Source organism: Advenella mandrilli (genome assembly GCF_016595155.1).
Taxonomy (GTDB): Bacteria; Pseudomonadota; Gammaproteobacteria; order Burkholderiales; family Burkholderiaceae_B; genus Advenella; species Advenella mandrilli.
The window spans coordinates 173645-187709 of record NZ_JAENGP010000003.1 but is presented as its reverse complement, the minus strand read 5'-3'; the positions used below and the strand labels follow the sequence as shown (position 1 = coordinate 187709).

General features: G+C 52.4%; 13 protein-coding genes and 5 tRNA genes. All 18 read right to left on the bottom strand.

Features of this window, described 5'->3' with window-relative positions:
* Positions 1 to 38 precede the first annotated feature (38 nt).
* The 18 genes from JHL22_RS03970 to tgt all read right to left on the bottom strand — a co-directional run bounded on the left by JHL22_RS03970 (position 39) and on the right by tgt (position 14018).
* On the bottom strand, positions 39 to 863 hold the full coding sequence (locus JHL22_RS03970) for an ABC transporter ATP-binding protein (protein ID WP_200234027.1): 825 nt from the start codon (positions 861 to 863) through the stop codon (positions 39 to 41).
* 13 nt (positions 864 to 876) lie between these two features.
* Complete coding sequence (locus tag JHL22_RS03965) at positions 877 to 1041, bottom strand: rubredoxin (protein WP_200234026.1); 165 nt, start codon at positions 1039 to 1041, stop codon at positions 877 to 879.
* The gene (locus JHL22_RS03960) at positions 1041 to 2168 is read right to left on the bottom strand and encodes an acyl-CoA dehydrogenase family protein (protein ID WP_329610629.1); all 1128 of its coding nucleotides are present in this window, start codon (positions 2166 to 2168) and stop codon (positions 1041 to 1043) included. The genes JHL22_RS03965 and JHL22_RS03960 overlap by 1 nt, the downstream gene beginning before the upstream one ends.
* A 35-nt stretch (positions 2169 to 2203) precedes the next feature.
* Positions 2204 to 2746 (bottom strand): carboxymuconolactone decarboxylase family protein, encoded by a 543-nt coding sequence (locus JHL22_RS03955; protein WP_200234024.1) that lies wholly within the window; start codon positions 2744 to 2746, stop codon positions 2204 to 2206.
* Between the two features lie 210 nt (positions 2747 to 2956).
* Positions 2957 to 3033 (bottom strand) — tRNA-Asp (locus tag JHL22_RS03950).
* A gap of 38 nt (positions 3034 to 3071) precedes the next feature.
* Positions 3072 to 3147, bottom strand: a tRNA-Glu gene (locus JHL22_RS03945).
* A gap of 84 nt (positions 3148 to 3231) precedes the next feature.
* Positions 3232 to 3308 (bottom strand) — tRNA-Asp (locus JHL22_RS03940).
* Positions 3309 to 3346: 38 nt separating this feature from the next.
* A tRNA-Glu gene (locus JHL22_RS03935) sits at positions 3347 to 3422 on the bottom strand.
* 88 nt (positions 3423 to 3510) lie between these two features.
* Positions 3511 to 3586: transfer RNA gene (locus JHL22_RS03930), tRNA-Ala, on the bottom strand.
* 175 nt (positions 3587 to 3761) lie between these two features.
* Complete coding sequence (gene lnt, locus JHL22_RS03925; protein ID WP_200234023.1) at positions 3762 to 5330, bottom strand: apolipoprotein N-acyltransferase; 1569 nt, start codon at positions 5328 to 5330, stop codon at positions 3762 to 3764.
* Between the two features lie 3 nt (positions 5331 to 5333).
* Positions 5334 to 6230 (bottom strand): CorC family transporter, encoded by an 897-nt coding sequence (locus JHL22_RS03920; protein ID WP_200234021.1) that lies wholly within the window; start codon positions 6228 to 6230, stop codon positions 5334 to 5336.
* Between the two features lie 124 nt (positions 6231 to 6354).
* Positions 6355 to 6831, bottom strand: a complete 477-nt coding sequence (ybeY, locus tag JHL22_RS03915) for an rRNA maturation RNase YbeY (RefSeq protein WP_200234012.1) — start codon at positions 6829 to 6831, stop codon at positions 6355 to 6357.
* Positions 6832 to 6851: 20 nt separating this feature from the next.
* Positions 6852 to 7877, bottom strand: a complete 1026-nt coding sequence (locus JHL22_RS03910) for a PhoH family protein (RefSeq protein ID WP_200234010.1) — start codon at positions 7875 to 7877, stop codon at positions 6852 to 6854.
* Complete coding sequence (gene miaB, locus JHL22_RS03905; RefSeq protein ID WP_200234008.1) at positions 7877 to 9313, bottom strand: tRNA (N6-isopentenyl adenosine(37)-C2)-methylthiotransferase MiaB; 1437 nt, start codon at positions 9311 to 9313, stop codon at positions 7877 to 7879. Before miaB ends, JHL22_RS03910 begins: the two co-directional genes overlap by 1 nt.
* 205 nt (positions 9314 to 9518) lie before the next feature.
* On the bottom strand, positions 9519 to 10460 hold the full coding sequence (gene secF, locus JHL22_RS03900) for a protein translocase subunit SecF (RefSeq protein WP_200234006.1): 942 nt from the start codon (positions 10458 to 10460) through the stop codon (positions 9519 to 9521).
* Positions 10461 to 10538: 78 nt separating this feature from the next.
* Positions 10539 to 12413, bottom strand: a complete 1875-nt coding sequence (gene secD, locus JHL22_RS03895) for a protein translocase subunit SecD (RefSeq protein WP_200234004.1) — start codon at positions 12411 to 12413, stop codon at positions 10539 to 10541.
* A gap of 65 nt (positions 12414 to 12478) precedes the next feature.
* Positions 12479 to 12826 carry a preprotein translocase subunit YajC gene (gene yajC / locus JHL22_RS03890; RefSeq protein WP_200234002.1) on the bottom strand — a complete coding sequence of 116 codons (348 nt, stop codon included), beginning with the start codon at positions 12824 to 12826 and terminating at the stop codon, positions 12479 to 12481.
* Positions 12827 to 12878: 52 nt separating this feature from the next.
* Complete coding sequence (tgt, locus tag JHL22_RS03885; protein ID WP_200234000.1) at positions 12879 to 14018, bottom strand: tRNA guanosine(34) transglycosylase Tgt; 1140 nt, start codon at positions 14016 to 14018, stop codon at positions 12879 to 12881.
* Between the last annotated feature and the right edge of the window lie 47 nt (positions 14019 to 14065).

Sequence of the window (14065 nt, the reverse complement as noted above, 5' to 3'; positions counted from 1 at the left end):
GCCGGTAGGTGGCGAGGAACTGTTTTTTTATAAAGTGTTCAGGCCGCCATGCTGGCGTTGACAGCAACAGTTTTATGACGAGCCTGCCTGAGTAATTGGATAATTTCTACCCTGATCCGGGTCAGTTCAGGAGAAATGGTGTCTCTTGGGTGAGGGTGGTTGATTTGCCACTGGCCAATCTGGCGGCCGGGCAGGTCGCCGATCAGGATGATGCGGTCAGCCACAATCAGGGCCTCATCAATGTCGTGGGTCACCAAAATGGCGGCCGATTTGTGTTTTTTCGTGATTTGCAACAGGAGTTCCTGCATTTCACTGCGGGTGATTTCATCCAGGGCGCTGAAAGGCTCGTCAAGCAACAGGATTTCCGGATGGCGGGCCAGGCTGCGTGCCAATGCCGCTCGCTGGGCCATGCCGCCTGACAGCTCGGACGGGTGGCGCAATCGGGCGGCAGTCAGATTGACTTCTTCAATGGCTGCTTGCACGCGGGCATTGATTTGTTCCTGGGAAATGTGGGGCTGATGCTTGAAGTCCAGGCCAAACCGGACGTTCTCTTCCAGATTCAGCCAGGGCAGCAGGCTGGGGTCCTGAAAAACAAAGCTCAGGCGCGGATGTGGACCTTGCAGGGGTTCATTGTTGACCTTTACGGTGCCCTTGTCGGCATTTTGCAGGCCGGCCAGCACACGCAGCAAGGAAGACTTGCCCACACCGCTGGGCCCCAGGATGGCAACAATCTCGCCCTTGGACAGCTGTAGCGAGAAGTCGCGCAATACAACGGTGGGCGACTGTTTGGGTCTGCTGTAACTAAGTTGGATTTGTTGGGCATCCAGAACGGTCTGCCTGGCCAACGGTGTCGGGTTCACCATAACGGGTCCTTGCTTAATCGGGAATAAGGTAGAAGTCGGCTTTGGTTACGCCGCAATCGGGGCACTCCCAGTCATCGGGAATATCCTCGAATTTGGTGCCGGGGGCAAGGCCATGTTCGGGCATGCCCAGGGCTTCGTCATAAACCAGACCGCAGGGGCCACACATCCATTGTTTCATTATGCTGCCTCTGCTTTGGCTTGTTGGGCCTGTTCAATATCGTGAATTTCTTTACGCAAGTGCTTCAGGGCCGGGGTGACAATGGCCACAAAAATGGCCTCACGCAGGCGACGCTGTGCTGGGTGGCGCATTAGATAGCCTTTGGCACCGGCATGCAGCAGGGCAGATTGCGCTGCGGCCAGGGTGGCTTCAGAGCCATTGGCGCGGGCACGTAAAATATCCAGAATAAGGGCGGTGCCGTTTTCAGCCTGGGGTGCCAAGCTGCTTACCTGGTTTCTTAACGCTTCAAATTTGGTGGCAATGTCTTCACCCTGTTCATCCAGGTAAACGTTCACGTGTGAAGTAGTGACATTGCTTTCACGGATGGTTTTCAGGCTGCCTTCAATAATGCCAAAACCCATGCCAAGCTGGCCCAGTACAAAACCGGCCTTGATGCGGGCAATGAATGATTTGAATTGATCGGGCTGGGCCAGTACGTCATCGGCCTGGATGCGCACGTTTCTGAAGCGCATATTAAGGGTTTGGGTGCCTTCCAATCCAGAAAATTCGGGGCAGGGGTTCAGGCTCAGGCCCTCGGTATCGCCACGTACGGCAAACATGATATAGCCTTCTTCGCCCACCGATGCAGCGACAATGGCCAGGTGATCTTTGCCAATATTGGAAACCCAGGGCAATGAACCACTGACAATATAACCGTCACCTTCACGTACGGCGGACAGATGAATTTTTTCAATACCGGCAAGATGCTTGACCGTATTGGACATGCCGGTGCCTGCCAGCAGTTTGCCTTGTGCCACCTGTGGCAGATAGCGCGCCCTGACGGTTTCGTTGGGGGCGTGCAATAAATACCAGGCGCAGGTGGACTGGCACCAGGTAAGGAAAGCGGTGGAGCCGCATTCACGGCCCACCAGGCTTGTGATGTCAATTTGACTATCCAGGCCCAGCTCCAGACCACCATACGCTTTGGGAATGGCGGAAGCAAAGCCGCCCAGCGCGCCCAGTTTGTGCAGGAAATCGGCGGGATATAACCCTTCCTGGTCAATGGCATTGGTTAATGGGGCTAATTCAGTTTTTACCAGGGCGGCAACTGACTCAATCAGGGTGGTGGTGCGGGTGGTTTGACTCACAACGGTATTCCTTACTGGCGGGTATAAATAAAGGCTTAGGCAAAAGGCTGCAGTTCGGGATTGATGGGGGTTTGGGCCAGGTTGTTGGCATAGTTGCATAAGGTTGCCAGGCTAACACCCAGAACGGCATCAAGTGCATTGCTTTGTGTATAACCGGCAGCCAGGAAATCATTAAGCTGTTCGTTGGAAACCTGACCTTTGCTTTCCATAATGGCAATGGTGAATTGTGCCAGTGCATTCAGTTTTGGATCGCTAAGCGCCTGGGTATTACGTAAAGCCTGGATCAACTCTTCGGGCATCAGGTTTTTTTTGCGGGTAATCGCGGTGTGACCGGCAACACAGAAACCGCAGCCATTCAGGGTGGCCGCCGTAATTTGAACAACTTCACGCTCGGCATCGCTAAAGCCGTTGCGGGCATTAATGCCGCCAACAACCTGATAAGTTTCCAGGGCGGTTGGCGCATTGGCCAGAACGCCAATCAGGTTAGGAATGAATCCATTGTTTTTTTTGACATTTTGCAGACGTTCGCTGGCTTCAGCAGGTACCGTGTCCAGGGTATGAATAGTTAAACGGCTCATTATTTTAAACTCTAAGTAAATGGGTTTATATTACTTACAAGTATAACGACCGCTGTTATGCATGAAAAACAATAAGTAGTAATTTGCTTATGCCTTATTGCGGATTCGGTCTCCACTGAACTGAGCGTGCTACTGAGATAGCGAAGAGTTACTGCCAGAAATGAAAAAAGCCCTTAACTTTATTCAAGCTAAGGGCTTTTTGAAATTTTGTGGCGGAGCGGACGGGACTCGAACCCGCGACCCCCGGCGTGACAGGCCGGTATTCTAACCAACTGAACTACCGCTCCGCAGCGGTATGTTAAAGTCTAGCATCAAACAAAAAGTTTGGCGTCCCCTAGGGGATTCGAACCCCTGTACCCACCGTGAAAGGGTGGTGTCCTAGGCCTCTAGACGAAGGGGACAGGACTTTGTTTAACTGATTTTAATGCTGCATATGGTGTAGCATTAAAAAGGCCCTGAAAAAGTGTCAGGGCTTTTGAATCTTGTGGCGGAGCGGACGGGACTCGAACCCGCGACCCCCGGCGTGACAGGCCGGTATTCTAACCAACTGAACTACCGCTCCGCAGCGGTATGTTAAAGTCTGACATCAAACAAAAAGTTTGGCGTCCCCTAGGGGATTCGAACCCCTGTACCCACCGTGAAAGGGTGGTGTCCTAGGCCTCTAGACGAAGGGGACAGGACTTTAACTGTTAACGTACTACATTTTAATTGTGAACGATAAAACTGTATCACAACTTACTTCGCTAAACCTTTCCAAAGAAAGTTGGTGGAGATAAGCGGGATCGAACCGCTGACCTCTTGCATGCCATGCAAGCGCTCTCCCAGCTGAGCTATACCCCCAATTGAGTGACTAGCGAAGAATTAGAATTATGCATGTATTTAAACCTTTGCGCAATACCTTTTTGCTTCTTGTGTACAAAAAAGCCACATTTTAGTTGTATGATCTTAAAAGTGATGTTTTTTTGCCAATTAAAAGATACTTAAGCTTGCCTGGGATTTTTTAATTGAAAAATAATTAAGGTTTTTTTCTGAAAAACATGCCCAGGCCAATGCAAAGCAATGACAATATAATGATCAGGCTGTTTCCGGTGCGTGCATAAAGGGTATGGCCTTGCGTTCCCTGTACCTGTACATCCAATACACCCGGAATGGTGGTAGGCAGGGCGGCAATTAAGTTGCCATTGGCGTCTATGGCGGCGGTTGTACCGGTATTGGTGGCACGTACCATTGGGCGGGCGGTTTCCATGCTGCGCATGCGGGCAATTTGCAAATGCTGCCCCAGGGCAAAAGTATCGCCAAACCAGGCCAGGTTACTCACGTTAAACATAATACTGGCACCGGGTGAGCCGTCCGGGCGGGTAAATAGGGCAGGCAACAGCTCTTCGCCAAAGACATCTTCATAGCAAATGTTAGGGGCAAAAACTTGGTCTTGCACCACGAAGTTTTGTTGTAAAGCGGTGCCACGGTCAAAATCACCAAGGGGGATGCCAATGGCGTGCACAAACCAGCGAAAACCGTAGGGAATAAATTCGCCAAAGGGAACCAGGTGCTGTTTGTCATAAACCGGCAGCCCAAGGCCGGACATTAATGCTTCAACGCTTGTCTTGCCATCAAGGGCGATCACGCTATTGGTGTAGCGCTGGCCACGATGATCCAGGGTGCGCAGGGGTACGCCCATGAAAAAAACACTTTGGGTGTTTTCGGCCAATTGGGTGACTGATTGCCAGAATTGCGGGCTCATCCTGTCCTGGAAACCGGGAATAATGGTTTCCGGAAAAATGATGACTTTTGCGGGGGCATCGGGATTGGCGGGTGCTAGTAAGGCAAGGTCAAGATTCTCGTGGATGCTTTCCAGCATAGTATCTGGGTGGAATTTTCGGTCTTGTGAAATATTGCCCTGAATAAGTCTGATGGAGATAGGGTTGCCATGGGGCTGGTGCCAGGTAATTTGTTTCAGGCCAAAACTAATGACAAGCAGGCCGGCCATGGATGCCAGGCAAAGGGTGGCGGCTTTACGCTGCTGTTTTTGCAGGAAAGCAAAATAGGCTGCAAGCAATGCGGATACCAGTGCTGCCATGAAACCCACACCGTAAACGCCCAGCACGGGCGCCCAGGCGGACAGGATGCTGCCTGTGTGGGCATAGCCCGTACTGTTCCAGGGGAAACCGGTAAAGATGAAGCTGCGCAGCCATTCTGACAGCGCCATGCTGCTGGCCCAGACCAGCACAAAACTGGCTATTGAGCTGCGCGACAGGTAGCGGGTTACGCTGGCCGCGAGGATGGGATAAAGGCTTAGGTAGGCCGACAGCAGGAAGACAGCGGCGGCCGCCAGCGGGGCAGCCAGTGCCCCGTAAGTATTCATGCTAATGAACAGCCAATAGATGCCCGTGCAGAAATTGCTGATGCTGAACCAGGCAGCATGCCAGGCGGCCTGGCGTACGTTGCCCGCTCTAAGCACATACCAGGCCAATATGGCTAGGGTAAGGATTTGCGTTAACGGCAGGCTCCATGCAGGAAGCGGGGAAACAGAAAAACTCAGGGCGTGCAAGGCGCCCGCTGCAAGCAGTAAAAGCCGGTGCATCATGGTTTAATGGTCTTTGTTGGAAACTGCAGATGGCGTAGAACGTTTGACGTGCAGCCACAAGGCACGCCGCGCATCGGCGCGCAAGACCCGGAACCGGAGGTTTTCATGGTCATGCGTGTCTCCACGTTGGGGGATGTGATCCAGTTCAGCGGCCAGCCAGCCACCAATGGTGTCATAGTCCTCTTCGGGAATATGGCTGTTGATGGTTTGATTGAAGTCGCTGATATCGGTGATGGCCATGACCCGCCAGGCGTTTTCCGATTCGGGGAAAATGGTTTGTTCGGCTTCTTCATCGTATTCGTCTTCAATGTCGCCCACAATTTGCTCAAGCACATCTTCCATCGTGATCAGGCCGGTAATACTGCCGTATTCATCGATGGCGATGGCGATGTGATTGCGGGTTTCCTTGAAGTCACGCAATAGTTGGTTGAGTTTTTTGGTTTCGGGCACAAAATAGGCAGGCCGGATCAGGTCGCGGATACCCAGGTTTGGGTCGCTGAAAAAACGCAGTAAATCTTTGGCCAGCAAAATGCCGATAATGTTGTCGCGCTCGTTTTCATAGACGGGAAAGCGCGAGTGTGCCGTATCAATAATGATGGGCAGGAGATCTTGCAGGGATTGCGAGGCATCAAGCATGTCGATGCGTGAGCGGGGCACCATGATGTCACTGACATTTTTTTCAGTCACCGAAATGGAGCCCAGGATCATTGTGTAGGAGTCGTCATCGAGGATTTCCCTGTCATGCGCGGCACACAGGATTTCCTGGATGTCCTCACGGTCTTCGGGCTCGCTTTGGCCTATAAGGGTTTTAAAACGCTGCAATAAAGAGCGTGTGGCGGATTTTTTGGCTGACTTTGATTCTGGGTCAGGCTCGCTGGGAGGGTATGGGTCTGTTGACATCTCTGGACGTCTAGTTAATGGAAATTCAAGCATAACTCAAAATTATTCTGTTTTGATGAAATATCGGCTTGTTCATTGAAAATGCCTGAATTTCCCCCTTAAATGTGCTTTTTTTCGTGGATGATTAACGTTCCAGATAAGGGTTTTCGATATGTAGGCGCGTCAGGATGGCAATTTCCATGGCCTCCATGTGTTCGGCTTCATCGTTGCTGATATGGTCGTAGCCCAGCGCATGGAGGGTGCCGTGAATGACCAGGTGGGCGGCATGGTTTTTGAATGGCTTGCCCTGTTCGGTGGCTTCTTTTTTCAGGACATCCAGGCACAGGATGATATCTCCGTGGGCCGTGCCTTCCGGGTCAACCCCATATTCAAAGGTCAGGACGTTGGTGGCGTAATCTTTGTTGCGGTAACTGGCATTGAGTGACCGGCCTTCATCGGTGTCTACCAGGCGCAGGGTCAGTTCAGCACGCTGGAACGCATCGGGACAGTCCTGGCAGGCCGCCTGAACCGCTTTCAGAGCCCAGGCACGCAGTTGCTGGCGGGACAGTTCCGGCACATCAACGGCGTATTGAACGGTAAAGCTAAGAACGGGTTCTGGCATGATGGTTAACGGTAAGGGGATTAACGGGAAGGGAGGCTGGATGCCGTCTCTGATTCATCATAGGCATCGATGATGCGCGCCACCAGCGGGTGACGAACCACGTCTTTGCTGGAGAAGCGGGAAAAAGCAATGCCTTCGACCAACTGTAAAACTTGCAGGGCATGGGACAGGCCGCTTTTTTGTCCTTTGGGCAGGTCAATTTGTGACGGGTCACCCGTAATAATGGCCTTGCTGCCAAAACCAATCCGGGTCAGGAACATTTTCATTTGTTCCGGCGTGGTGTTCTGGGCTTCGTCAAGAATGACAAAGGCATGATTCAGGGTACGTCCGCGCATATAGGCCAGCGGTGCGATTTCAATGGTTTGCTTTTCAAACAGACGCTGTACTTTTTCAAAGCCCATCAGGTCGTAAAGCGCGTCATATAAGGGGCGCAGGTATGGGTCTACTTTCTGGGCCAGGTCGCCGGGCAGAAACCCCAGGCGTTCGCCAGCCTCTACGGCAGGGCGGGTTAAAATAATACGCTGTACGTTTTCCCGTTCCAGGGCATCAATCGCGCAGGCGACGGCCAGCCAGGTTTTGCCAGTACCGGCCGGGCCGGTACCAAAGGTAATGTCATTGCGCAGAACATTATTCAGGTACTGGCGCTGACTGGGTGTTCTGGGTCGCAGGTCGCTGCGTCTTGTACGCAAAACAATGGTGTCGCTTTCATCGTCCAGTGGCGGTAAGTCGTCCTGTTCTTCAGGTTGGGCAGACAAGGTCGGGGGCACTTTGTGCGGAGAGGCTTTCTGTTCCACCAGGCCCAGCTGGATATCGTCAATGGTCAGGTCTTTATGGCGGGCACGGCGGTGAAAAATCTCAATGCTGTTGCCCGCTTTCAGTGCCTGTTCGCCTTCAAGGGTAATGCGGTTGCCGTTACGGCCCAGTTTGACCCCCCAGGCCTGGGCGATTTGCCGCAGGTTTTCATCAAGGGGGCCGCACAGGTTGGCCAATTGCATGTTGTCACCATCAAGCGTGACGATGAGCGGCTGATTGCGTTTGGTTGCCATTAGTCTACCTGCTCGCTGGTGACCACATTGCCGCGTAGCGAGTTGGTGTAGACATCGGTAATGCGGACATTGACGATTTGACCGATGAGGCGTTTAGGCGCAGAAAAATTGACGATCCGGTTGTTTTCGGTGCGTCCGGTTAGTTCATTTTTATCGCGGCGTGATTCGCCCTCGACCAGCACCGGCTGAACCGTGTTCAGCATGGCGTGGCTGATGGCCTTGGCCTGTTTGGTGATTTGGGCCTGCAGGCGTTGCAGGCGCTTGAGCTTGACGTCGTAGGGAGTGTCATCATGCAGGTCGGCGGCCGGGGTACCTGGGCGGCGTGAGTAGATGAAGGAAAACGACGTATCAAAATTGACGTCTTCGATCAGTTTCATGGTGGTTTCAAAGTCGGCATCGGTTTCACCGGGAAAGCCCACGATGAAATCGGAAGACAGGGTCAGGCCTGGGCGAGCCGCATACAGTTTGCGTGCCAGTGCCTTGAACTCAAGCCCGGTATAGCCTCGTTTCATGGCGGCCAGGATGCGGTCGCTGCCAGTCTGGATGGGCAGGTGCAGGAAAGGCACCAGCTTGGGCAGGGCGCCGTGCGCTTCAATTAAGCGGTTGGTCATTTCCTTGGGGTGGGAAGTGGTATAGCGAATGCGTTCAATGCCCGGGATTTCATGAACATACTCAAGCAGCATGGCAAAGTCGGCAATTTCACCACTGTCACCCATGGTACCGCGATAGGCATTGACGTTCTGGCCCAGCAGGTTGACTTCTTTTACCCCTTGGTCTGCCAGGTCGGCCACTTCTTGTAAAACGTCTTCAAACGGACGGGAAATTTCTTCGCCACGGGTATAGGGAACGACGCAAAAACTGCAGTATTTGCTACAGCCTTCCATGATGGAAACGAAGGCCGACGGGCCGTCAACGCGAGCCGGTGGCAGGGCGTCGAACTTTTCAATTTCGGGGAAGCTGATGTCTACCTGCGAGCGACCGGTTTCGTGCCGCTTGCTAATCAGGTCTGGCAGGCGGTGCAGGGTTTGGGGACCGAAAACAACGTCTACATAGGGGGCCCGGCGAATGATGGTGGCCCCTTCCTGGCTGGCCACGCAACCGCCTACGCCAATGAGCAGGTTTGGTTTTTTCTGTTTGAGCTGATTGGCACGCCCCAGGTCTGAAAAGACCTTTTCCTGGGCTTTTTCACGGATTGAACAGGTGTTGAACAGGATGACGTCAGCATCTTCCGGATCGTTGGTGAGTTCAAGACCCTGGTTTTCACGCAGGACATCGGCCATTTTGTCAGAGTCATATTCATTCATCTGGCAGCCGAAAGTCTTGATGTAAAGCTTGCGGGGGCTGCCATCGGGGGCGGCCAGGGAAGATAGGGGAGATTCAGCAGGTTTAACCGCTTCGGGGTTAAAGCCGGGACGTTTGAGGTTTGTTTCTTGCATAATTGAATACCGGTGCGGGTTTGAACCCGGGGGCAAAAAAGGAAAAAGCAGATTGTACTCTTATTGTCGCTCTTTTTTCTATCTGTTTGTTTTTACATTGAAAAATGAGTCCAAATTAAACTGCCCCCAAAAAACCGGTGGTGTCCGGCTGTTGGGGGCAGTTTAACGGTCATGTTTTTTAAACCCGTTTAATTTAACGTGCGAATTAACCTTCGATGATTTCGGTGGCAGGGTCTTCTTTTTTGGGCGCTTTGATCATGTCTTCACGCTTGACACCCAGCCACATGGCAAGGGAAGCGGCCACGAAAACCGAGGAATAAATGCCAAACCAGATCCCGATGGTTAAGGCCAGCGAAAAATAATGCAGGGTTGGGCCACCAAAAAAGAACATGGACAACACCATCATCTGGGTAGAACCGTGAGTAATAATGGTTCGGGAGATGGTTTGGGTAATGGAGCTGTCAATGACTTCACGAACCGTGGTTTTGCGCTGTTTACGGAAGTTTTCACGGATCCGGTCCATGATAACCACCGATTCGTTGACAGAGTAGCCAAGTACTGCCAGCACACCGGCCAGTACGGGTAAAGAGAACTCCCATTGGAAAAAGGCAAAAAAGCCCAGGATAATGACCACATCGTGCAGGTTGGCAATCATGCCGGCAATGGCGAACTTCCATTCAAAGCGGAAACCCAGGTACACAATAATGCCCAGGATCACAAAGAAAAATGCCTTCAGGCCGTTGCTGAACAGTTCGCTACCCACCTGTGGGCCAACAAACTCAACCCGGCGCAGTTCGGCATTGGGGTCTGCCTGTTGCAGAACCTGCATGACTTTTTCACTTTGCTCGGCCGACGAGACGCCCTCCTGGATGGGAAGGCGAATCATGACGTCTTGCGAGGTGCCAAAATTTTGTACCTGGTAGTCGGTATAGCCCAAAGAAGTTACCGAATTGCGGATGGAGTCCAGTTCGGCTGGCTGTTGGTAATTGACTTCCATCACCGTACCACCGGTAAATTCAATAGATAGGTGAAAACCGCGGGTAACGATGAAAAATACCGCCAGTATGAACGTAATGGCACTGATCGCGTTAAGGATCGGCGCATACTTCATGAACGGTATGGTTTTACGGATTCTGAATAATTCCATTTTAATTCCTGATACCCGAACCGCCAGGGTTCAGGTACATTGTTTTCGTGTTAAGCCTTGCTTGTGGATGAAAGCGGTTTATTTCTTTGCATCCGGTTTCCAGACAGTACCGATGGCCAGTGTCTTGAGCTTTTTACGACCGCCATACCAAAGGTTGACCAGGGCACGGACACCCACCACGGAAGAGAACATGGAGGTCAGGATGCCAAGGGTATGTACCACGGCAAAACCACGGATGGGACCGCTGCCAAAAGCCAGTAATGTCAGGCCAACAATCAGGGAGGTCAGGTTCGAGTCAAGAATGGTTCCCCATGCCTTGTCAAAGCCGATATTGATGGCCTGTTGCGGTGAGGCACCGCCACGCAGTTCCTCGCGGATCCGTTCGTTGATCAGCACGTTCGCGTCAATCGCCATACCCAGGGTCAGGGCCAGTGCCGCAATACCCGGCAGGGTAAGGGTTGCCTGCAGCATGGAAAGCAGGGCCAGCAGCAGCAAGACGTTGAATATCAGACCCAGGGAGGAGAAAACGCCAAACAGGTGGTAGTAAATAATCATGAACACGGCAATCATAATGAAGCCGTACAGGGTGGAGTCAAACCCTTTCTTGATGTTTTCCGCACCCAGGCTTGGGCCAATCGTGCGTTCCTCGATAATGCTCATGGGCGCGGCCAGTGAACCGGCACGCAGCAACAGGGATACGTCGGCTGCCTGCTGGGCGGTCATGCTGCCTGAAATTTCAACCTGTCCGTTGGGGATTTCACTGCGAATCACCGGTGCGGTCACCACTTGGCCACGGTTGTTTTCAAACAGGATAATAGCCAGTCGTTTGCCAATATTGTCGCGGGTGGTGTCGCGGAAAATGCGGGCACCCTTATTGTCCAGGGTCAGGTTGACGGTGGGTTCCTGGGTTTGCTGGTTACGGCCGGCTTGTGCGTTTTCCAGGTTTTCACCGGTCAGCAGGACCTGGCGGCGCACCAGAATGGGACGTCCATCGCTGTCCTTGAAAGACTCCAGCCCGAATGGCACCGTGCCACTGGCCAGGGCAGACATGGCTGCGGGGGAGTCGTCGACCATGCGCAATTGCAGGGTGGCGGTTCGGCCAAGAATTTCCTTGGCTTTGGCGACATCCTGAATGCCGGGCAACTGAACAACGATACGGTCATTGCCCTGCTGCTGGATAACCGGCTCGGCAACGCCCAATTCATTGATGCGGTTATGCAGGGTAAGAATGTTTTGTTTGAGGGCGGTTTGTTCTACCCGGATGATTTCGTTAGGGCTGATTTGTCCGGTCAGGATGAATTTGCCGTTTTCGCCAGATTCGGTAAAGGTCAGTTCGTTGATGCGGTTGCGGAAAGCGCCAATGGCTTTGCTGCGGTCGGCATCAGAGGCAAAGGTGGATACAATGGTGGATCCGACCTTGTTGACGGACTCGACGTTTATTTTCTGGTCGCGAAGAATGCTGCGAATATCGGTGGTCAGGGTGTCATAGCGGGATTCCAGTGCGCCTTTCATGTCAACCTGCAGCAGGAAGTGGACGCCACCACGCAAGTCAAGACCCAGGTACATCGGATTTGCCCCCAAACGGGTTAGCCAGTCGGGCGACCCGGACAGCAGGTTCAGGGCAACCGTATAATCGGCCTCTTGTGTATTGGTATTCAGGCTACGCTCAAGGATGTCTTTGGCCTTGAGCTGGTTGTCGGTGGACTCGAAGCGGATGCGGATAGTGCCAACTGGACCATTTTGCTGAAAATAAGAGCCAGTGTAGGGAATGTTATTTTGTTTAAGGATGTTGTCAACGCGGCTTAACAGCTGTTGATCGACCTTGAGTGTAACGTTTGCGCTAGAAACCTGAACAGCAGGCGATTCCCCGAAAAAGTTCGGGATGGTGTAAACAATACCGATTACCAACGCAACCAGTACCATTAGGTATTTCCAGAGAGGATAGCGGTTCATGCCGTAGCCGTAAAAATGTGTTAATTAAAAAAAGAAAGCCCTTAAAACTTAAGGGCAGGGCAACCTTACAGTGATTTGATGGTGCCTTTGGGCAGGATGTTGGTAACGGCACCGCGCTGCAACAGGACTTCTACCGGTTTTTCAGCCAGATCAGACACTTCAATGGTAATGTAGTTATCGGTTACTTTGCTGACTTTACCCAGCATGCCGCCTGAAGTAATGATTTCGTCGCCTTTGGCCAGCGCTTCGACCATGGCTTTGTGTTCTTTCTGACGTTTCATTTGTGGGCGGATCATCATGAAATACAGCACCACAAACATGAGGATGATTGGCAGGAAGCTAACCAATCCGCCAGCGGCACCCTCGGGGGCGGCTTGAGCAATAATAACGTGTGATAAATCTGTTACCAACATAGGGGAACTCCAAAAAATAATTATATTAACGGGATATTGTAGCGGAACTTGATTATTCGATGCCTTTTGCGCGGTCTTTTGCGAATTGTTCTTTCCATTGCGCAAAAGTGCCGTTATCCAGTGCCGTGCGCATTTCTTGCATCAGGTTCAGATAGTAATGCAGGTTGTGAAGGGTGTTTAAGCGGGCACCGGTAATTTCATTGGCTTTTTGCAGGTGATGCAGGTAAGCGCGGGAAAAGTGGCTGCAGGTATGGCAGTGGCAGCTTGGGTCTAAAGGCCGGGTGTCATCTTTGTAACGGGCATTGCGGATCTTGATGTCGCCAAAGCGGGTAAACAGCCAGCCATTGCGGGCATTGCGTGAAGGCATGACGCAATCGAACATGTCCACGCCATTAGCGACGCCATCAACCAGGTCTTCGGGGGTGCCAACGCCCATCAGGTAGCGCGGCGCATTTTCAGGCAGCTGGTGGGTGATATGCTGCAAAATGCGCAACATGTCTTCTTTGGGTTCACCCACCGACAGGCCACCAATGGCATAACCATGAAAACCGATATCGGTCAGGCCGGCCAGGGATTCGTCACGCAGGGATTCATACATGCCGCCCTGAACAATGCCAAACAGAGCATTGGGGTTTTCCAGCTGATTGAAACTGTCTTTGGAGCGTTTGGCCCAGCGCAGTGACATGCGCATCGAGCGGGCGGCCTCTTCCTGGGTGGCGGGCCGGCCATCTATCATATAGGGCGTGCATTCATCAAATACCATCACGATGTCTGAATTAAGGGCGCGCTGGATACGCATGGATTCTTCTGGCGTCAGCAGCAGTTTGGCGCCATCAATAGGTGAAGAGAACTTGACGCCTTCTTCGGTAATTTTGCTGCGCAGGTCACTAAGGCTGAATACCTGGAAACCACCGGAATCGGTCAGGATGGGTTTGTTCCATTGCATGAACTGATGCAGCCCACCGTGTTTTTCGATGACGTCGGTGCCCGGACGCAGCCAAAGGTGGAAGGTATTGCCTAAAACAACCTGGGAACCGATTTCCTCCAGTTCGTGTGGCAACATGGCCTTGACGCTGCCATAAGTGCCTACCGGCATGAACATGGGCGTTTGCACGGTGCCATGGTTCAGGGTAATGCTGGCGCGACGGGCCTTGCCTTCGGTTTTTAACAGTTCAAACTTGAGTCCTGACATATCTTTTCAATATAAATAATTTTGATCGGGGTAGCGGGCTGTGCCGC